Genomic DNA, 19,334 nt, shown 5'->3' with positions numbered 1-19,334 from the left:
CGGCGCACCAACAAAAAAGCCATAGCATGTTCGCTATGGCTTTCTTATTTCAATTTGATTACTTGGTTTGAGTATCAATCATCACTTGCCAGTATTCACATTTAGCCAAGAACTCTTTTAAATAAAGCTCTGGGTTAGCAAGTTTCTCACCGCCTTTAACATCAGCCCCAGTCACACGCCAAAAGCCACGAGTGACCAAGTTTCGATGATAAATAAAATCGTTGAGTTCATTAGCCTTCAAAGGAAGTTGTTCACCAAACGTATTTTCGTAGCGGCTCAGAGTCGAGGCTTGTTCACTTGGCTTCTCCCTTAAAAAGGTATCCAAATCCAAACCTAATGACTGTTGCTGCTCTTTTGATAGGGCTTTAGCTAATTTAGAGATCACACTGAACAGAGCCAACTCAACTTTTTGAGACGCTAATAACGATGCACCTAAAAGCGCATGTTCGTTGGAAATATGTTGTTCTGTTGATGAAACGGTTGCTGTTGTCACTGTGTTAACCTCAAATAATCATAACGGGTGTTACTGAACTGGATAGAGTCTTTTCACTAAGCTGAATCTTATTCTTGTCATTAAGAAGAATCTTGCAGCTAAGCAGAGCCTTTCAACTAAGCAGAATCTTTTAGCAGAACGCGGTCAGCATCAATAATGGTGAAGCCCGATGCATCTTCATTCTTTTCGACTTGCACTAAACCTTTAAAACCAATCTGCGACAGCTTCTTCGCAAGTTGATCTGGTGCTGTTTCAAAAACAACATTCATAAAAGGTAAAGACTCAGTATCAACAAAACCATGCTCGTTAAACAGTTCCATTGCTTGAGATAAATGGTCTGAGTCGGTTAATTCGATAATTTCTACAACTTCTTCCAACAACATTTTCGATTCCATATTCGCCAGAAAGTGACTGACACAAGCCGGTTCTTTTTGCTTGCATACATCCCGATGCCCTAAGACACCCCTTTAGTAGTAGGGAGATCATAACATATTAATAATCGTAAAATATGTTTTATTTTCCCTAAGCTACTGGGAATACTAGAAAAGAATAGAAATTGGTGAAACATAAGCAACACCAATTCATAGTATCGATAACGGTAAACCTGATTTGAGGTGATCAGGCAACCGTTACTTGAGAATCGCCCGTTTCTACAATCGATTCTTGTAACAAGCCAGCATAAATACCATTGTGTGCCACCAGCTGTTGATGATTACCTTGCTCAACAATTTCACCCTTTTCCAACACCAAAATCGTATCTGAGTGACGAACGGTACTCAAACGGTGTGCAATCGCAATCACGGTTTTTTCCTTGAAAAGGCGCTGCATTGCTTTTTGAATCAGGTCTTCAGTGATTGAATCTACCGAACTGGTCGCCTCATCAAGCATCATCAATTGACCACCCTGTGCAACCGCTCGAGCGAACGAGATAAGCTGCGTTTGCCCTACAGACAAGTTAGAGCCGTTCTTTTCCAAGTGGAAGTCATAACCTTGTGGCAATTGTTCAATAAACTTATCGGCATAAACATAGCGCGCCGCCTGTTCAACCTCAGTTCTAGATAGATGCGTTTTGCCCAGCGCGATATTGAATTGAATGGTCTCTTCAAATAAGTGCACGTCTTGCATCATCATTGAGAACAAATGAGCAGAGTCTTCACTTGAGATCTGTGACAGCTCTATTCCATTCAACAAAATGCTGCCTTCATAATCTTGGTAGGTTTTAGAGATCAGACGCAGAATCGTCGACTTGCCCGAACCCGTCGAACCCACAAGTGCGATTTGATGCCCTTTCTCCAATACAAACGAGACATTCTTTAGAACGTAGGGAGAGTCGTCTTTGTAGCGGAAGCTTACGTTCTTAAACTCTAGGCTCACAAACTGTTCAAGCTGTTTCTCAACCTTGTTAGATGGCAGCAGGTTACGCCCTTCCTCTTCAGTCGGCTCAACAAACAGTTCTTCAATATGGTCAAACGCTGCAAATGAACTCTGAATCGAAGCGATCTGCGAAGTAAAGTCTCGGATCGGAACAAACACTTTCTCTAAAGTATTGATGAACGCAATCAGCACACCCAAGGTGAGCGCTCCTTCTATCACTTGCTCAGAGCCATACCAGATCATAATCGCGATAGTGATGGAGGTGATGCCAGAGATAAACGAGAACAAAATCGCATCGTATTTATTGATCTTCTTCTGCGCTCTTAAAAACTCATCGGTATAACCTTGGTAGCGTTGCTCGACTTGCTCTTCCGCTCGGTACATCTGAACGGTTTTCATGCCAAATAAGACTTCTTGTAAAAAGCCAATACCGCGAGCGAGAGAAGAACGAGTCACCTTATAGAGAGCACGAAGTCGGTTTCTCACATACACCGTCAAATACATCACTGGCGGCATAATGATCAATACAATCATCGTTAACTGCCAATCAATGAAGAACATCATCACCAACAGAGCAATGGTATTGATGCTGTCTTTAACTAGCCCTACAACCGACTGAACAAACGTCTCGCCGATGGTTTCCAAGTCACTGGTTAATCGTGAAAGCGTTACCCCAATCGGTGTGTTATCAAAATAGCTGCGTGGCAGTTTGAGCACGCGAGAAAACAATACTGAGCGCATGTCAGTTATCGTGTATTGACCAGTTTTACGCAGATTGTACGAATAGGTGGTATCCACCACATAACTCGCCACCAGCACGGCAACGAGATAGAAGACGTATTCGAGCAGACCATCCATATCCCCGTGACTCAGGTGAACATCGATCACTTGAATGATCAGCCAAGGGAACAACAAGCTCGTGATGACAGAAAGAGGAAGCATAGCGATGCCCAGAATCGCAGAGCCTTTGTATTTCTTAGCAAACTTAAAAAAGTGCTTGAGGTACTTGAGATCAACACGTTTTAACATGCTGCTGCCTCCGTTTCATTCTGCTGTAGTTGCCATGTATCGTAATAGTAATCACAGGTTTTCAATAACGTGGCGTGGTCGCCCTTCGCGATCACTTTACCTTCGTTCAACACGATGACTTCATCCATATATTCAAGGGCATTAACGCGGTGTGAAACCACAAGAACCGATTGATTTTCCAAACGTTTAAACAAACCTTCCAAGATCTTACGTTCTGTTTCATAGTCGACAGCCGATAGAACGTTATCCATGATGATCAGGTCGGTGGGTTGCAATAAAGCACGCGCAATACTTAAGCGCTGCTTCTGACCACCTGACAACATGATCCCTTTCTCACCGACTAAGGTTTGATCGCCGTGTTCAAAACGTGTCACATCACTAGCCAACTGGCTGAGCTCTAGCACTTCATCAACCTGACTCTTTGCCAAATCGGTATCTAGGCTACCAAAGCGGATATTGTCTTCGACGGTTGCTGAAAACAGGTAAGGGTCTTGAGTCACGGTTTTCACGTAACGGCGTAAGTCACTGCGTGAGAAGCTAGTGACATCTCTTTCACCAAGGAAAACAGAACCTTGTGGTACATCCAAGTGGTGGTTTAAGCAGTTCACTAATGTCGTTTTACCCGCTCCGATCCCGCCTAACACACCCACTTTCTTACCTGTTGGAATATCAAAGCTGATGTCATCGAGAATCACGCGTTCTTCACCTGAATAGCTGAAGCTGAGGTTGCGAACAGAAAACGTTTTTCCCTTCAGTGATTCAACATCTAGTTCAGTCAGCTTATCTTCATCAAGCTCCGGGACTTTGGCATTAAGAATGGTTTGTGCACTTTGAATACCTACCATGCCACGCTGATAAATGGTCGCGATTCTGCCAAGTTGCATCAATGGCATAGCGAGCAAAACCGAGTAAGTCAGAAAGGCGGTAATCTCACCAAGTGTGAGTTCCTGTCTCATTAACATGTAGCCACCAAGCCCAAGAATGATGATTTTCATCAGGTCATTGGCGTAGTCGAGTACCGGCATAAAGAAGACTTGAATGCGTGTAATTTTAAGGCGGCATTCAAGCAATAACTGGTTCAGCTTTTCAGTTTCGGCTTTCACCCAAGGTGACATCTGCTGGCTCTTAATCAAGTCAATCCCAGACAGGTAACTCATTAGTTGAGCAGACAGGTTTTGTAGACGCTTCATGTGCTCTAAATGCAGCGTTTTCATACGCTTGAAGCCCACACGGAAAATCACAAAAGCGATTGAGATAGGAATGATCGAATACAGTGTGAGTTCTGGCGATATGCGCCACATGTAAAGAGGCGTCAACGACAACGCAAGCAAGGCATTGAAGAACTGCAAGAAGCCGACACCAAACAGCAGTCGAATGCCACTAAGGTCATTGTTGATAATCGAGATCAGTCGACCCGAAGCAAAGCGTTCGTGAAAGCTGCTCGGTAAGCGATTCAACTTTTGTAGAAGTGTACTTTTAAGTGCGGCCTCTGTAATTCGCCCCGGATTAAGCGCATAGATACGAGACAGAATTCTCACCACCACCATGGCAACCGACATCCCGACCACAATCCAAACATAGGTTTGAAGCTGTTGGTGGCCAGTTGAAGAGGCATCATCAATCAAATCTATCGCCAATTGGATATAACGAGGGATCTCTACTTGTAACCAGTTGACGAGAAAGATGAACACAATCGCCAATAAGTACGAGGTGCGATTCATGCGCAGATAATGGGCAATAAACTGTCTTTTATTCATAGTATTCTTTGTTTAGGGCAGGCTCACAGCGAGATTTAACGATATAACCGGGCAGTTAAGCTAGATAGGTTCATCGCTGAGGTAAAGATACATCAAAAACACTTAGTTGACAATATCAACCATATTCAATAATTAGTTTCCGCTATTAAATTTTAGCATTGCTAGAAACAATTTTGCCGCCAAAAGTGGCGGCAAATAAATAGCTTAGCAGGCTAGTATTGATAACGGCTAAAGCATCTCTTTGGCAATCAAATGCAGCAAAAAGGTTTCACGTTCAATACTCATGCCCTTCTTAGGGCTCTCTGCCATGGTCTTTTCGTTATGAGCGATCGCTTCATGGATATTCATCCACACCGGTTTCATCCCGTTTTTCACTTCATAATCTTCGTAAGCCGTTTCACCAAGCTCACGATCGATCTTGCATGAGTAGCAGTAAGAAATCATGTGCATCATGTCTGCATCGTCTTTGTACCAAGGACGAAACTCTTCAAAAATGCCGAACGGCTTGATGCTATGGATATTCTTCGCGCCAGTCTCTTCTTCGAGTTCACGAACCATACCTGCGATCACATCTTCCCCTTCATCCAAACCACCACCAGGAATGGTGTAGTCGTGATAACGCTCTGTATACAGCATCAGAATGTCTTCACCATCTAACACAATGGCACGGGCAGCGTTGCGCTTATAGACCGTTTTATTGTCTAGATGGTCGATATCAGGATGGATGGTTGTTTTTAGGTGTCTCATGATTCTGACTGCTCTACTGAATTTGGCGGCATCATATCATAATCATCAATAGATTCGAGGTTCACAACCGCTAACCAGAACGGATCGGACGGGGATATTCCTACGGTAACTTGAATCCACTTAGCTTGATCTAACACTCAAAAAGTCGTTAAACATGAAGAAATATCAACCTATTTCAATATCTTGACCAAATTAGGACAACCTTTTCTGAAATCTAAAATATACTAATTTCATAGAGCTTCTCATTTGGTTCTGTAGAACTTAACGCATTCGATTATAGAGTTATCACGTAGGAGATAGACATGAAGAAAATTGGTTTGATGGCTGTATGTGCCGTTGTATTAGGCGGTTGTGCAAACGACTATGCAGAATATAGCGAGGGCCAACGTGTTTCAGTCGCTAACCCAGCAGCGGTTTATTGTGTTCAACAAGACGGTGAATTAGACACGGTTACTGAAAACAATCAGCGTACAACTTACTGTGTATTCGATGACGGCGAGCGCATTGAACAGTGGGAGTACTACCGCAATAACCATGAGCAAGATTCAGAAAACCAAAGTTAATCACTGTAAAAAACACATGAGCCTTCTGGCACAATGTTATGGGCGATGATTACGTTCGAGCGGTTAAAAACATCGCTGAAGAAGGCACTGAACTTCTAGCTTTTGGCATCACGAGAAAGAAATAATCACCTATCGCCACCAGCGATGTGTGTGATCCGATTCCGGATCTAAATAACGATTCAATAAAGTCAGGTTAGTATCTAGTAGAGCTAGGTATTCCCTGACTTTTTTTACATCGGTACCCACTGAAGTCTGCTGGATACAGCGCTCCAATGCTGGGAGTAAACTCTCCACAATGTCAAAGTCAGATGAACGTCCAACGAGCTCTTTGGCAGTGATCAATGCTTCCAAAGACAGTCTTTCTGGCTCTCGTCTAACCAACTCTAAATCTCGCTTAAATGCGCCCGCACAAACACCTTCAAGATAAACTCGGTAGGTCGTCAGTACGTCCATCAACAGAAACAATTGCCCCTGAGCACTTTGATGTGGGTATGGCACCGCAACATGAGCCTCCAACCTGCGATCTATTTGCTGCTCTACCCCAAGTGCGGAACACTCCTCGATGAGAACTTTAAGCAAACCTTGCTCGCCCATGAGCGATTGAATCTCGAATATACGTTGTAAATGGTAGTCATTCGAAACGAATGTCACTTGCACACTTTGCCCGCGAGTAAACAGCCCGCTTGCAATCATCTCTGAGGCCAAGTTCTGTATGTTCTCGACAGTGTTGGTCGAGTGCTGCTCGAGCAAAATCGCCCCTAAAGAAAACGGATGTTCACGCTGCTTTTCAAGCTTTCTAAAGTACTGGTGCATCGCGTCGGCTTCAGACAGTGTTTGCCCTTTTGTTAGCCCACCACAAAATGCTACCGCAGTTTGCTGATTCGACTCTTCTACCAAAGGCTCAGCCAGATACTCAACCAAAGCATCAACTCGACTGATTCCTTCATCAGTCAATTTATTCTCATTAAGTCGCTTACCCAGCACAATAAGGAGGTGATTAATGCTCATTTTATGTTCAAGTCTCGTTTTGGGGATTAGATGGAGTGAATTATGTATACAATACTTGTTAACAAAAGTATTTTGAAATTCTTATATGTTGCTCGCAATAATGCTCACTATTGATAGCGACATCTTAGGTAATACAAGAATAAACGTGTCGCTTTACAGCAAACATAGCACGCTCTTGTATTTCATCGCTCTATGCTTGTTAGCACTAGTCGATAAAAGAGCCCTTTCAATCAATGAATACGCTCTATCGCATAACTGTTTCACCCACAGAACAGGTTCACTCAAAGAAGTGCAACTAACCAAATACAAATTTTACACAGAGTTCGTCCATCGAACCGTCTTCACAGGAAGTTACTATGCTGTCTATTTTTGATATCTACAAAATTGGGGTTGGACCATCCAGCTCCCACACAAATGGACCAATGATCGCTGGGTTTAACTTTACCCAAAAAATTGATGCTCAGCTTAAGCAAGTGAAGCGTATTCAAATCGACTTATACGGCTCGTTATCATTGACGGGTATTGGTCACCACACAGACAGAGCGACCTTGTTAGGTTTGCTAGGTAACCGCCCCGACACCATTAAAATCACCAGTGCTAACCAAGCAATGCGTAAGGCGATTGAAGGTAAATCTCTATTGGTTAGCGGTAACCATGAAATTTATTTCGATGTAGAAAGCGATCTGCTCTTCCACAAGACCAACCTTCCGCTGCATGAAAATGGTATGACTATCTCTGCCTTTAACGAAAGCGGCAGCCTTCTGGATATGGAAACCTACTACTCGATTGGTGGTGGCTTTATCGCAACCGCTGATGAGCTACAAAACGGCAAACAGGAAGCAGAAACTCAAGTTGAGTTCCCTTTCTCTTCTGCTGATCAGTTGCTTGAACTATCCGAACAACAAGGACTGAGCCTTGGTTGCTTAATTCTACGTAACGAAGTTTCATTCCAAGGTATGGATGTGATTGACCAGAAAGCCGACCAAATTTGGAAGGTGATGTCTCTGTGTATGCAGCGTGGCTTTGACACGGAAGGCATCCTTGATGGCGGCCTAGAAGTCACTCGTCGAGCACCTGCTCTGCTTAAAAAGCTTGAAGCGAATGCCTCGATTGAAAACGATCCAATGGAGATCATGGATTGGATTAACCTATTTGCCTTTGCCGTGAGTGAAGAGAATGCAGCGGGCGGTCAGGTCGTGACATCACCTACCAACGGTGCAGCTGGGGTTATTCCTTCGGTATTGATGTACTACCATCGTTTCATCAAGGAGCTAGACACCAAGCAGCTTAAAGACTTCTTGGCAGTCTCTGGCGCAATCGGCATCTTATACAAAACCAACGCTTCGATTTCTGGCGCAGAGGTAGGTTGTCAGGGTGAAGTCGGCGTTTCTTCATCAATGGCCGCAGCAGGCCTAACTGCCCTACGTGGTGGTAGCAACGAACAGATTTGTATTGCCGCTGAGATCGCGATGGAACACTCACTGGGCATGACATGCGATCCGATCGGTGGCCTTGTTCAGGTGCCATGTATCGAACGTAACGCAATGGGTGCAATGAAAGCGATCAATGCATCGCGCATGGCATTGAAACGTACCAGCAAGTGTCTTATCTCGTTAGACAAGGTTATCGAGACCATGTACCAAACAGGTAAAGACATGAACAAGAAGTACCGTGAAACTTCTCTAGGCGGCCTAGCCGTGATCCACATGGCACCACCTTGTGAATAAAAGACAGGAACACGAGTGGAGAAAGCCTCTATAGAGACAGCATTCTTGTAAACTTAGTTTTCAATATCTCAACAAAGCCAGCCACCAAGCTGGCTTTTTTATTGGCTAAAGCCCAACAGCTAATTGAAAGTGATACTCACTCAAAATAACTTACAGAATGACTACCTCTAACTTTCCCTTTATTAGTTCATTACTTAGCCACAAATGATGATGGCTAAATTTCATACCGCCATGCATCCACTTGCAAAATCTAACGTTGCAAATCTCATTCATGAGAAATATGAATGCACTCATAAGAAAAGATATATCGAGTAAAGTTCTGCTTGGGACAGATGTTTAAGTTTATGTATTACTACTAATGATATTATAATCGGGCAATTACACTACATATTAATACAAACGTGAGAATAAAATAATGTGGAATAGATTAAACAAATCAATGATGTTCTGCCAAATGATGTTCGGACTTTCGTTCTATGGCGTCATGGTGATCTTGACTCGTTTCTTCCTTGAAGATCTGAACTACAATGAAGCCGACACCATGATGGTTGTTGGTGCTTTCTCTGCAATCGGACCGCTATTTGCTATCGCAGGTGGCTTTATCGCCGACAAGTTTTTAGGCGCCTACCGATCTTTAACCATTGCCTTCCTAGGGTTCGCAAGTGGTTACGTTCTACTGGTACTTGGTGCAGCAGCAACCAATGTTCCGATGGCATTATGTGGTATTGCGTTAGCAAGTTATGCACGTGGTTTGATGTCCCCTTCTTACCCAAGTCTTTACAAACGCACGTTCAAAACTCAAGAAGATTTTGAGAACTGCTACCCAATCAACTACTCAGTAAACAATATTGGTGCTCTGTTAGGCCAATACCTGTTCCCAATGCTAGTACTTGTTGTTGGTTTCCACGGTGGTTTCCTTCTTTCAGCGGTGCTAGCCGGTGCTGCGCTTCTGATGATGATCTTTGTTCGCAAAGGCCTTGTTGAAGCAAGTGCTGAAATCGACCAAAAACCAGTAAGCACTAAAAACTGGGCAGCGTTCCTTGGTCTTTCTGCAGCAATGATCGGCTTGGTATTCTTCATGTTCTCTAACATGGATATTGGCCAAAACATCGTGTACGCAATCGGTGGTGCCGCGATCATCTACTTTGTCTCTTTGATGATGAAATCGAAGAAATCAGACATGCTAAAAATGGGGACTATCTTAATCATCACATTCCTGACGACATGTTTCTTCGTGTACTACGGTCAGATGATGACTTCGATGACAATGGTAGCGATCAACACAATGCGTGGCGATCTATTTGGTTTCATCCCTGTCGCACCTGAAGCTTCAATGGCAATGAACCCACTATGGTGTATGGTTGCTGGCCCTATCATCGCGGGTATCTTCTCTAACCTAGAAAAGAAAAACATTAACTTCTCAACTGCAACCAAAGTCGGTTTCTCTTTCATCCTTACGGCTATCGCTTTCGGTATCCTTACGATGGCAGTAACGACAGTTGGTGACGATATTCTGATCCGCCCAGAAGTCTTCCTAGCGATTCACTTCTTCCTAGCATTCGGTGAAGTGATTGTAGGTTCAATGGTTGTAGCCTTCATCCTGTCTGTTGCACCTAAGCACATTGAAAACTTCTCAGTAAGCTTGTTCTCTGTTGCTATCGCACTATCAGGCATTGTTGGCGCGGTATTCTCAACGTCTATTGCACTAGAGAAAGGTCAAGAGATCACACAAGAGATCGTGCAAACGGTTTACGGTGATTACTTCCAAATGCTGACTGTTCTTGCCGTCGTGATGGTAGGTATCGCAATGGCAGCATCGTTCATTATTCGTAAGATGCTAGAAGCTGCGAAAGCCGCTGAAGAAACGATTGAACTAGAGCAAGCAAACAGCTAATTCTGTTCGCTGAGTCAAACCAATCCTAAGAGCCCTTTAGTTTTCTAAAGGGCTCTTTTTTGTAGGATCCGTTTCTCAATAGGATCTGTCGTATAAGTTAGGTAGTACATGTGTAAATAAAAGTAAATGATAACTATTAGTATTGAGTGTTTTTTAGTTCAGGATTATGATGTGGAAATCCAAATCTAAGAGAGCCTTATATGAGCAAGCCTAGCCCTATCACATTAACCGTTACTCAAACCTCAACAATTACTCCAAACATGCAGCGCATAACGCTTAGCGGTGAGGGATTAAGTAAATACCCAACAGAATGTGCCGGCGGCTACATCAAGCTTTTATTCTCGCCACTTGGCACGACTGATTTAAGCCAGCTAAACGAAGGTGATCGCCCAACCATGCGTACCTACACCATTCGTCAGTACAATCCTGTAGAGCAGTGGATTGAAGTCGATTTCGTTCGTCACATCACTAAAGATTTGCAGTGTGGCTTTGCTGCAAGGTGGGCAATGAACGCGAAAGTGGGTGACACTATTTCAGTGGCTGGTCCTGGTTTAATTCAGGGGCTTAACCTAGAGTCAGACTGGTTCTTCTTAGTTGCAGACATGACGTCCCTACCTGCGCTTTCTGCAAAAGTAAAAACGCTCCCAGAAACAGCAACTGGTCACACTATCATTCAGATCAACTCAGCAGCAGATAAGCAGGTACTTGAGACTCCTCAAGGTATCAAAGTAACCTGGTTGATTGAAGATGAAACCTCAGAGTCACTTTCACAAACCGTGCGCAACACAGAATGGTTAGAAGGTCAGGTTTCAATATGGACAGCGTGTGAATTTGAAAGCATGCGTGAGCTAAGACAATACTTCCGCAACGAAAAAGAAGTCGCGAAAGAGAACATCTACATCAGCAGCTACTGGAAACGTGGTGTCACTGAAGATGGCCACAAAGTGTTGAAACAGCAAGATGCTCAAGATTTAGCGGGGTAAGTCTTTTACTACCTACAGCTTCTTACTAGATAAAGAGAAAACGCCCTTAACGAAGTTTGTTTCGCTAAGGGCGTTTTTTCATTTAACTTAATAGAGATACCTATTCACAAATCCCCAATCACTCAGGCGATCTTTTAAGTCAATGAGATAACTAAGCCAGCAATAATTAGAGATACGCCTACACCGCGAGTCGCGTGCCACTTTTCCTTTAAAAAGTAGATCCCCATCACTACGCCGAAAATGATACTCACTTGCCTAAGAGCAACAACCAAGCTGACATTTTCAGTCATGGTCATCGCAAACAGCACTAAGCCATAGGTCGAAGCCATCATGATACCGGCCACTGTGGCTTTCTTACGTAGTATCCACGCATTAGTAAACTCGATTCTTTGGTTGGTTACGAATAACCAAACACTCAACGGAATCACAATTGCCCAGAACTGGATACCTAGGTAGAAAATCGCGGTGTGCTTGTTAGTTATAACTGGTGTGCTCAAAGGATCGAGTAACAGAAGCGCTTCTTTATCAATGATGGAATAGCCCGTGGTACCAATGGCCGCGATTAACGCCCACAGTACGCCAAGGTTGAGATACGCTTTTAACCTAAGATCTGAAAACTTCTTAAGTGGTACAAACAAACAACCCAAGGTAATCAAGGTGAAGCCAAACCATTGATTAGGTGACAGCTCATAGCCTATCAACACCGTGCCTAAACCCACCATCAACACGGGCAGCGCTCGTGCCATCGGGTAAATCACACCGATATCAGCTTGTTTATAGGCCGCGCCTAACCCAATCAAATAGATGATTTGACAGATCCCACTCAAGAAAACCAGTTGCCAAAATGGAAGTAAGATATTTGACAGTCCAACGCTGTGAACATACCAGATCAAGTAAGGCGTCAATATCGCTGCGGCGGCAAAGCCAGAGGCTAAGAAGAATGACGAGCCCGAGCCTTGATTAGATTTACCTAGAACGTTCCAACCCGCGTGAAGCAAAGCCGAAATGATCACGATTACAATCGCAGAGAATTCCATTTCATTCCTAAATTATTGATGAATTAGCACAACGGCTGACAACAGGTGATAAAAAAGGCCTCCGAATAAGAGACCTTTGAGCGTTTCAATTGGGCAATCCTGCATAATTGCAGATATGCCAACGTTATAACGTATGACTAGCGCTCTAGCTGTGCGATCGACTCAATACTGATCGCGTCATGACGCCAATACTCAATATCACAGTCAATCAGATCGCCGTTTTGATTGTAGTTAACACGCTCAACAACCATTGCAGGTGAGCCAGAAGTCGCACGCAGGGCTTGCGCTGTCTCGCCAAGTAAAGACGTTGTGCTCACTCGGTAACGGATCTTCTGATACACCACACCAAAGTGTTCGCGGTAGATGTCCGTCAACGATTTAGACAAGTCATAATCAAGCAAGTTAGGGAACAACTCTGGTCGAATGTAGTTGGTCACATACACAACCGGCCTATCTTCAAGATAACGAACTCTGTCTACTCGATAAACGTCCGAGAAAGGTTGTAACTCAAGAAGCCGAGTCGCCTCCTTGGTTGCTAACATTCCTTTCGCCGCCACCAACTCAGTTTTCGGCTGTCGATTCTGCGATAGAGCCATATTGGTGAAGTTCAGCGTTTGTGTTGGATCGTAACGAAGCGGCTCGGGAGAGATAAACCAACCACGTCGGTCTTCTCGATAAATGCGCCCTTCCGCTTCAAGTGAAGACAAGGCTTCGCGTAAGGTAACTCGAGTCGTATCAAACGATTCAGCCAGCTTACGTTCCGCAGGCAGCTTCTGTCGTGGTGTTAACATCCCCGACTCTATCTGCTCTACGATGACATCTTTGATTTTTACGTACTGCACTTCATTTCCTTTCATTCTTGTTCTTGTCGTCAGCCACTCCTTGGCCAACTGCAATATAAGTGGTTCGCTAGCGTTTACGCCAAGCTTGGGTGCGCTTATCGAATAACTTGTTGATTAGCATATGAATCAACTTCGCACTCGCTGCAGATATCATGATCATCACCGCCATCGCTGCTGCTGCACCGGTTTGACCTGCATCGTCCATATTCAGTACTGATACTGACGCTGGAATCGTATTGGTAGAATACAAGAATACTACCGCAGATGTCGTGGTAAGTGCATTAATAAACAGGTATGTCGCAATATCTAAAATCGCCGGCAGACAAACAGGTAACGTCACCTTAAAGAACAGCTTGTATTGCGGTAAGTTTACCGAAGCCGCTGTTGCTTCAATTTCGGAAGGCAGTTGTTTCAATGCCGTTAACGCCGTCATGTGCCCTACCGTGTAGTAGTGAACCACGGTATTAATCACCAAGAACGCCATCGTGCCATACAAGAAGTTAAGTGGGTTACTCAAATCATTGAAGTAGAAGATATAACCCAAACCCAGCACCATACCCGGAACGGCCATCGGAACAACGCTGAGCATTTGCATCGCTTGACGAACAGGACCGAAGGCGCGACCTTTCTCAATGCAATAGGCGCCTAAGAAAATCAATACGGTACCGATAATCGCAGTCCAAGCGCCGAGGGTTAAAGAGTTGAAAAATGGCGTCCAACCATAAGTACTCATCTCTGCGAAGTTATAATTATTTAGCGTTAACGTTTTATTCCAAGGCCAGAAAGTGACCATAGATCCGTATATCGCCATGCCTAGCACAATAACAACAGCCACTGAAATTACGGTGCAATAGAGTAAACACACGCCATCACGTAGAGTGTTTGGCTCTGGTTGGTAAGCGACGGAGCGAGTATCAAACAAGCTCTTTTGTTTCTTTTGAACCCAGCGGTCAACGGTAAACGCAAGCAACGCAGGCAATAGCAATAGGATGCTAGTCACCGCGCCCATAGAGAAATTCTGTTGCCCTACTACCTGCTTAAAGATATCGGTAGACAGAACGTTGTAGCTACCACCAATCACCTTTGGCACACCAAAATCACAAACCACCAGCGTAAACACAACGATCAAGGTACTTATCAAACCGTATTTTGCCGCAGGTAACGTCACCATGAAGAAGGTTTTTAGCGATGAAGTATTGAGTGCACGTGCCGCCTCATAAAGACGAGCGTCAGAGGTTCTCAATGAAGTAGTTAAAATCATTAAGGCATGTGGAAACGTCCAAAATATCAAGCCCAGTGAGATACCAATCAAACCATAAACCGAGTTGCCCCCCAAGACTTCTTTAGCGATACCTTGGTTACCAAATAAGAAGATAAGACTGATTGCAGGAAGCAGTGACGGAGCAAGAATAGGCGCAGAACCCAGTACTTGAAAAAGCCCCTTAAAAGGCATGCATGAACGAGTTAGCGCATAGGCATAACCAAACGCCAAGACACCCACGACTACGGTCACTAGCAATCCAAGCGTGAAGGTATTGCCTACCGACTGCCACAGGCTTTGAGACGCAAAATACGTAGCGAAATTCTGTAAACCTACAAATTCACCGTCTGCGTTCTGAACACTCTTTTTCAACATTGCCCACAGTGGCATCAGGATAAACAACGTCATGAACACAGACAAAAAAGCCAACAGCCCAAATAGGATTACGTTGTCTTTACTTAATCGAGCCAGAAAAGGTTGTACTCGTCGTTGAATTAGCAGCTTAGATTGCATCATTTGAGTCGATTCCATGATTATTTACGCCGCCTCGTCTTTCATCACTTGCAGGCTTTTCGATGGGTAAGCTCTAAGGCCATCTTGATCAAACGCCACGTAACGAATATCACTGCGACGCAGCTTCAATCGGTTGAACTCTTTGACTGATACATCAACGATGATCTCTTTCGCCGTTGAGTCATGTTGCAATTGACACTCAACACGATAAAACGCCCCTAAGAATTCGCTTGATACGATTCTCACGGGTAATGACTCACTAAAACGATCCACAAACTGGATTTGCTCTGGACGAACGGCAATATCGAAAACATCACCAAGTTTTGGCGTGAGGTTATCTAAACCCGGCAACGGTAACATCGACTCAGCAATACGTATCTTGCCTTGCGCTGCGACAGAAGCTTGAATGAAGTTCATGCTGCCAACAAACTCAGCCACAAAACGACTGACGGGTTTTTGGTAGATCTCTTGTGGGGCACCGACCTGCTCGATAACACCATGATTCATCACGACAATACGGTCTGCCATCGTTAACGCTTCATCTTGGTCGTGCGTCACCATAATAGTGGTGATACCCAGCTTGCGTTGCAGTTGGCAGATCTCATCACGTAGGTGTGTTCTTACCTTCGCGTCCAACGCAGAAAGTGGTTCGTCGAGTAGCAACAAGCCTGGAGATAACGCCAATGCGCGAGCCAGAGCAACACGCTGCTGCTGTCCACCAGATAGCTGATTTGGATATTTCTGACCAGACGTTGGTAAGCCGATGGTTTCTAACCAAGACTCAACCGTCTCAAGGGCTTCTTTGGTCGACATGCCTTGGTTTTTCAGACCAATCGCAATATTTTCTTCCACAGTGAGATTTGGAAACAAAGCGTAAGACTGGAACACGATGCCAAAGTCGCGCTTTTCTGGTGGCAAGAAGGTCGTATCATTACCGTTCTGCTCAATAGAACCTGACGTTGGTAAGTCTAGGCCTGCAATCGCACGTAATAAGGTGGTTTTTCCACAGCCAGATGGGCCAAGGAAGCAGACGAACTCGCCTTTATCTATCGATAGGGAGATGTCTTTTAACGCTGTAAATTGGCCAAATTGCTTTACAACGTTTTCAATATTCAAATAAGTTTGGTTGCTCATACTACAGCACTCTCTATATGGTATATACCAAATTTAAACTGAGAATATTGCAGTTGAGTGACAAATTTATAGTAGCTAAATGACAGTTATATTGCAGATATAATAAGCATTAAGGATTGCTATTTGTTCAGCATTAACAGTTCGTTCAACGTTGAAAGCCCTCAGTGACTTGCCCATAAATCACTGAGAGCCTTAATGTAAACTTCTAATTTAAACGCAAGATTAATCTATGATTCAACCTTGTCGGCTTTGCCCGCCGCACCTGCGAGTTTGGATAACTGTTTATCTAGCCACAATGGCGTGTTACCCGAATCTTCCGCGTTCTCTTTTCTTCGTACCGCATCACGCACCATCATCGCACCTACCCAACGAAATGGCTCTGGCGGGAAGTGTCCTAACGGGCCTTTAGTTAAACCGCTTCGTGTCCAAGCATTGTCGATATCGAGCACCATTGCTGACAAAATCTTCCCGCCCATACGGGTTTGAGCAACGCCATTGCCTGAATAACCAAGCCCATAATAGATGTTGCTTTGGCCTTTTAGGTTACCGAAAAATGGCAATCCGGTAACCGAACGATCTGAGCCGCCAGACCAGTTGTAATCGAATTCACTTTGTTCCAATTTAGGGAACAGTTTTTGGAACGATTGATTGAGAATCGGTAGGTAGTTAGTCGTTTGGTTGAACATGCTTTCAACCTGATTCGCAAACGAGAATTTATTGCCGCCTTTGCCCAACATGAGTCGTCCGTCCTGGGTATCTCGGTAGTAGTGGACAAAGATACGCGAATCTACCACCGCCGCCCCTTTCTCTGGGCCAAATTGCTTGAGCTTTTCCGGAATGGGCTTGGTCACCACCATATCTGAAGAGACAACCACAATGCTGCGTTTGAACTCTTTGAAGTGATCGAGCATCCACGCATTGAGTGCCAAAATCACTTTATCCGCAAATACTGACCCGCCTTTGGTTTGAATTCGAGCGGGAGAGCCATAGTCGAGTGATGTCATTTCTGTGTTTTCGTGAATTTCGACACCCAATTCGATCGCAACGCGGCGTAAGCCTCTCGCCAATAACGCTGGCTGCACACTACCCGCAGCTTCTGAGTAGTAACCCTCAATGTGGCGTTCAGATCCCGCTTTATCAGCCAAAGAATTGTCGCACTTCTTCCAGCTATTGATACCCTGCTTAACCAGCTCATTAACAACAGGCTCCATTCCACCCTTTTGGGCTTCATTAGTCGCCGTGTAATAAGTACCGCTTCGATATAGATGCGCGTCAATCTTGTGTTCGTTACAGAAGGCTTCGATCTCGTATATAACCTTTTCCGACTCCTTAACCAACCATTTCGCTTGTTCTTTTCCATAGAGCTTTTTCAGCGTCGGATACTTAGTTGACCACGTCAGCATGCAACCGCCGTTCGCACTAGAAGCACCGCTACCACATAGGCCTTTTTCAATCACGACAACATGCTTTTCTGGTTGCTGTTGTTTGATTAAAATCGCCGTCCATAAACCTGTATAGCCACCGCCAACAATGGCGATATCACAGTTGACGTCTTTTTGGAGCGGCTTAGCCGAATCTAGCCCCGCATGGATGTTGCCAAACTCTTGTTCCAACGCTTGCTTGAACCAATATGAGTAGTGCTTTGTCATTTGTTGTACCTTACTTAAAACCTAAAGGCGTAAAACTAAAAAAGGAAGACCGAAGCCTTCCTTTACTGATTTCTAACTTCTAATGAACTAAACAGTTAAATAGCTAAATAGTTAATTAACTGAGTAGCTCGATAGATTAAGATTTTGGCTCTGATTTAGCGTCAAACTTCTCAGACCATGTTTTCAATACGTCTGCACGCTCGCTGCCCATACGTGCAAAGTCCATTTTTGCCATGTTCTTTTCGACGTTAGGGAAGTTTTCAATTGTTGCCGTCACATCTTGGTGACCAACAACTGGGTACATTTCGATGTAAAGCTCGTTTGCTGCTTTAGAGATAGACCAATCAACCACGCGTTGCGCAGCATCAGACGGCTTCACAAGACCTACCGCTTCAGATTCCCAGCCGATACCTTCAGGCGTAATCACAGAAAGTGGTGCACCTTGAGTTTTCAGCTTAGCGCCGCGGCTCGCCATAGAAATACCGATAGCGACTTCACCCATACCCGCTTGAACACATGGCTTAGAACCAGAGTGCGTGTAGTGAGCGATGTTTTGGTCTAGCTTCTGCATGTAGTTCCAACCTTGGTCTTCACCCATGTTTTGTAGCCAAGCAGACACTTGCATATAACCCGTACCAGAAGACGCTGGGTTTGGCATCGCAATGTGGCCTTTGTAGATAGGCTTGGTTAGGTCATCCCAAGATTTAGGTGCTGGTAGGTTAAGTTGTTTCGCTACCGCTTCGTTGAAACAAACCGCATTGAAGAATGCATCGTTGCCATACCAAGCTTGAGTAGATTGCGGATCGTTGAGGTTTGAGCGCAGCGCTTCTACACCTTGAGGAGTGTAAGGCTTAAGAATGCCCTCCTCCTTAAGCAGTGCCATTGAAGAACCAGCAAGTCCCCAAACTACCTCTGCACGCGGGTTGTTTTTTTCGGCCAATAATTTTGCCGTCATGATCCCAGTTGAATCACGTACCCACTTGATGTTGATGTCTGGGTTTTCACTTTCAAATGCGTTTTTGTACTTCGCTAAAATGTCAGTTTCAAAAGCGGTGTAAACCGTCACTTCCTGTGCTGCATAAGCATTACCAGCCAATAGAGTAACTAAAGCTGCAAGTGATCCTTTCATAAAACGGTTTTTCATCATTTTCTCCAGTCAGGCCCGATGCCAAGGTTAGGAATTGCCAAGGTTAAAGTTGTTAAGGCTAGAAGCTCCATCTAGAGGCTTCTATATCCATAAATTCATTTAGGTTGTTAACACACACCTTTGCATTGGTATGTACCAGATTTCGAGTATTAAGCTAACTGGCTTTTATGACGATT

The 19,334-nt window shown here is 44.3% G+C and carries 16 protein-coding genes; 4 read left to right on the top strand and 12 right to left on the bottom strand.

Features of this window, described 5'->3' with window-relative positions; translation table 11 throughout:
- Window positions 1–58: 58 nt before the first annotated feature.
- From AB4263_RS11875 to AB4263_RS11855, 5 genes are all read right to left on the bottom strand, one after another.
- Window positions 59–493, bottom strand: a complete 435-nt coding sequence (locus tag AB4263_RS11875) for a hypothetical protein (RefSeq protein WP_017064806.1) — start codon at window positions 491–493, stop codon at window positions 59–61.
- A gap of 116 nt (window positions 494–609) precedes the next feature.
- Window positions 610–876 (bottom strand): hypothetical protein, encoded by a 267-nt coding sequence (locus AB4263_RS11870; protein ID WP_017067627.1) that lies wholly within the window; start codon window positions 874–876, stop codon window positions 610–612.
- A 235-nt stretch (window positions 877–1,111) separates the two neighbouring features.
- Entirely contained in the window at window positions 1,112–2,896 is a 1,785-nt protein-coding gene (locus AB4263_RS11865) for an ABC transporter ATP-binding protein (protein ID WP_372098273.1), read from the bottom strand.
- On the bottom strand, window positions 2,890–4,653 hold the full coding sequence (locus AB4263_RS11860; RefSeq protein ID WP_017059523.1) for an ABC transporter ATP-binding protein: 1,764 nt from the start codon (window positions 4,651–4,653) through the stop codon (window positions 2,890–2,892). The genes AB4263_RS11865 and AB4263_RS11860 overlap by 7 nt, the downstream gene beginning before the upstream one ends.
- A 228-nt stretch (window positions 4,654–4,881) precedes the next feature.
- Window positions 4,882–5,400, bottom strand: a complete 519-nt coding sequence (locus tag AB4263_RS11855; RefSeq protein WP_017059522.1) for an NUDIX hydrolase — start codon at window positions 5,398–5,400, stop codon at window positions 4,882–4,884.
- A gap of 302 nt (window positions 5,401–5,702) precedes the next feature.
- On the opposite strand from AB4263_RS11855, the gene AB4263_RS11850 reads away from it, so the two are divergent.
- Window positions 5,703–5,963, top strand: coding sequence for a DUF333 domain-containing protein (locus AB4263_RS11850; protein WP_017059521.1), 261 nt, complete (start codon window positions 5,703–5,705; stop codon window positions 5,961–5,963).
- A 129-nt stretch (window positions 5,964–6,092) separates the two neighbouring features.
- Here the strand turns inward: AB4263_RS11850 and AB4263_RS11845 are convergent, their stop codons facing one another.
- Window positions 6,093–6,971: a YdcF family protein gene (locus tag AB4263_RS11845; protein ID WP_372098272.1), complete on the bottom strand. Its 879-nt coding sequence runs from the start codon at window positions 6,969–6,971 to the stop codon at window positions 6,093–6,095.
- Window positions 6,972–7,327: 356 nt separating this feature from the next.
- On the opposite strand from AB4263_RS11845, the gene AB4263_RS11840 reads away from it, so the two are divergent.
- The 3 genes from AB4263_RS11840 (at window position 7,328) to AB4263_RS11830 (ending at window position 11,575) form a co-directional block, all read left to right on the top strand.
- Window positions 7,328–8,698, top strand: a complete 1,371-nt coding sequence (locus AB4263_RS11840) for an L-serine ammonia-lyase (RefSeq protein WP_372098271.1) — start codon at window positions 7,328–7,330, stop codon at window positions 8,696–8,698.
- Between the two features lie 415 nt (window positions 8,699–9,113).
- Window positions 9,114–10,592 (top strand): peptide MFS transporter, encoded by a 1,479-nt coding sequence (locus AB4263_RS11835; protein ID WP_080582209.1) that lies wholly within the window; start codon window positions 9,114–9,116, stop codon window positions 10,590–10,592.
- Window positions 10,593–10,792: 200 nt separating this feature from the next.
- Complete coding sequence (locus AB4263_RS11830; RefSeq protein ID WP_372098270.1) at window positions 10,793–11,575, top strand: siderophore-interacting protein; 783 nt, start codon at window positions 10,793–10,795, stop codon at window positions 11,573–11,575.
- Window positions 11,576–11,709: 134 nt separating this feature from the next.
- Here AB4263_RS11830 and AB4263_RS11825 read toward each other — a convergent pair whose 3' ends face one another.
- The 6 genes from AB4263_RS11825 to AB4263_RS11800 all read right to left on the bottom strand — a co-directional run bounded on the left by AB4263_RS11825 (window position 11,710) and on the right by AB4263_RS11800 (window position 19,158).
- A complete protein-coding gene (locus AB4263_RS11825) occupies window positions 11,710–12,612 on the bottom strand; it encodes a multidrug transporter (RefSeq protein WP_372098269.1) in 903 nt (300 codons plus the stop codon).
- A 137-nt stretch (window positions 12,613–12,749) separates the two neighbouring features.
- Window positions 12,750–13,454 carry a phosphonate utilization transcriptional regulator PhnR gene (gene phnR / locus AB4263_RS11820; RefSeq protein ID WP_029235340.1) on the bottom strand — a complete coding sequence of 235 codons (705 nt, stop codon included), beginning with the start codon at window positions 13,452–13,454 and terminating at the stop codon, window positions 12,750–12,752.
- A 67-nt stretch (window positions 13,455–13,521) separates the two neighbouring features.
- Window positions 13,522–15,231 carry a putative 2-aminoethylphosphonate ABC transporter permease subunit gene (locus AB4263_RS11815; RefSeq protein WP_372098274.1) on the bottom strand — a complete coding sequence of 570 codons (1,710 nt, stop codon included), beginning with the start codon at window positions 15,229–15,231 and terminating at the stop codon, window positions 13,522–13,524.
- Between the two features lie 21 nt (window positions 15,232–15,252).
- Window positions 15,253–16,362: a putative 2-aminoethylphosphonate ABC transporter ATP-binding protein gene (locus AB4263_RS11810; protein ID WP_102491931.1), complete on the bottom strand. Its 1,110-nt coding sequence runs from the start codon at window positions 16,360–16,362 to the stop codon at window positions 15,253–15,255.
- 227 nt (window positions 16,363–16,589) lie between these two features.
- Window positions 16,590–18,011 carry an FAD-dependent oxidoreductase gene (locus tag AB4263_RS11805; protein ID WP_372098268.1) on the bottom strand — a complete coding sequence of 474 codons (1,422 nt, stop codon included), beginning with the start codon at window positions 18,009–18,011 and terminating at the stop codon, window positions 16,590–16,592.
- Between the two features lie 136 nt (window positions 18,012–18,147).
- Window positions 18,148–19,158: a putative 2-aminoethylphosphonate ABC transporter substrate-binding protein gene (locus AB4263_RS11800; RefSeq protein WP_128644407.1), complete on the bottom strand. Its 1,011-nt coding sequence runs from the start codon at window positions 19,156–19,158 to the stop codon at window positions 18,148–18,150.
- Window positions 19,159–19,334: the final 176 nt, after the last annotated feature.

Source organism: Vibrio sp. 10N.261.55.C5, assembly GCF_041470505.1.
Lineage (GTDB): Bacteria > Pseudomonadota > Gammaproteobacteria > Enterobacterales > Vibrionaceae > Vibrio > Vibrio crassostreae_C.
Note: the sequence above shows the minus strand (reverse complement) of the source record. Positions and strands in the feature narration are given on the sequence as shown.

What these genes read in the sequence shown, in the direction of transcription:
- AB4263_RS11805 (WP_372098268.1), bottom strand. Translation starts at nt 18,011, where the DNA reads ATGACAAAGCACTACTCATATTGGTTCAAGCAAGCGTTGGAACAAGAG.
- AB4263_RS11850 (WP_017059521.1), top strand. Translation starts at nt 5,703, where the DNA reads ATGAAGAAAATTGGTTTGATGGCTGTATGTGCCGTTGTATTAGGCGGT.
- AB4263_RS11815 (WP_372098274.1), bottom strand. Translation starts at nt 15,231, where the DNA reads ATGATGCAATCTAAGCTGCTAATTCAACGACGAGTACAACCTTTTCTG.
- AB4263_RS11800 (WP_128644407.1), bottom strand. Translation starts at nt 19,158, where the DNA reads ATGATGAAAAACCGTTTTATGAAAGGATCACTTGCAGCTTTAGTTACT.
- AB4263_RS11840 (WP_372098271.1), top strand. Translation starts at nt 7,328, where the DNA reads ATGCTGTCTATTTTTGATATCTACAAAATTGGGGTTGGACCATCCAGC.
- AB4263_RS11855 (WP_017059522.1), bottom strand. Translation starts at nt 5,400, where the DNA reads ATGAGACACCTAAAAACAACCATCCATCCTGATATCGACCATCTAGAC.
- AB4263_RS11865 (WP_372098273.1), bottom strand. Translation starts at nt 2,896, where the DNA reads ATGTTAAAACGTGTTGATCTCAAGTACCTCAAGCACTTTTTTAAGTTT.
- AB4263_RS11825 (WP_372098269.1), bottom strand. Translation starts at nt 12,612, where the DNA reads ATGGAATTCTCTGCGATTGTAATCGTGATCATTTCGGCTTTGCTTCAC.
- AB4263_RS11830 (WP_372098270.1), top strand. Translation starts at nt 10,793, where the DNA reads ATGAGCAAGCCTAGCCCTATCACATTAACCGTTACTCAAACCTCAACA.
- AB4263_RS11860 (WP_017059523.1), bottom strand. Translation starts at nt 4,653, where the DNA reads ATGAATAAAAGACAGTTTATTGCCCATTATCTGCGCATGAATCGCACC.
- AB4263_RS11870 (WP_017067627.1), bottom strand. Translation starts at nt 876, where the DNA reads ATGTTGTTGGAAGAAGTTGTAGAAATTATCGAATTAACCGACTCAGAC.
- AB4263_RS11835 (WP_080582209.1), top strand. Translation starts at nt 9,114, where the DNA reads ATGTGGAATAGATTAAACAAATCAATGATGTTCTGCCAAATGATGTTC.
- AB4263_RS11810 (WP_102491931.1), bottom strand. Translation starts at nt 16,362, where the DNA reads ATGAGCAACCAAACTTATTTGAATATTGAAAACGTTGTAAAGCAATTT.
- AB4263_RS11845 (WP_372098272.1), bottom strand. Translation starts at nt 6,971, where the DNA reads ATGAGCATTAATCACCTCCTTATTGTGCTGGGTAAGCGACTTAATGAG.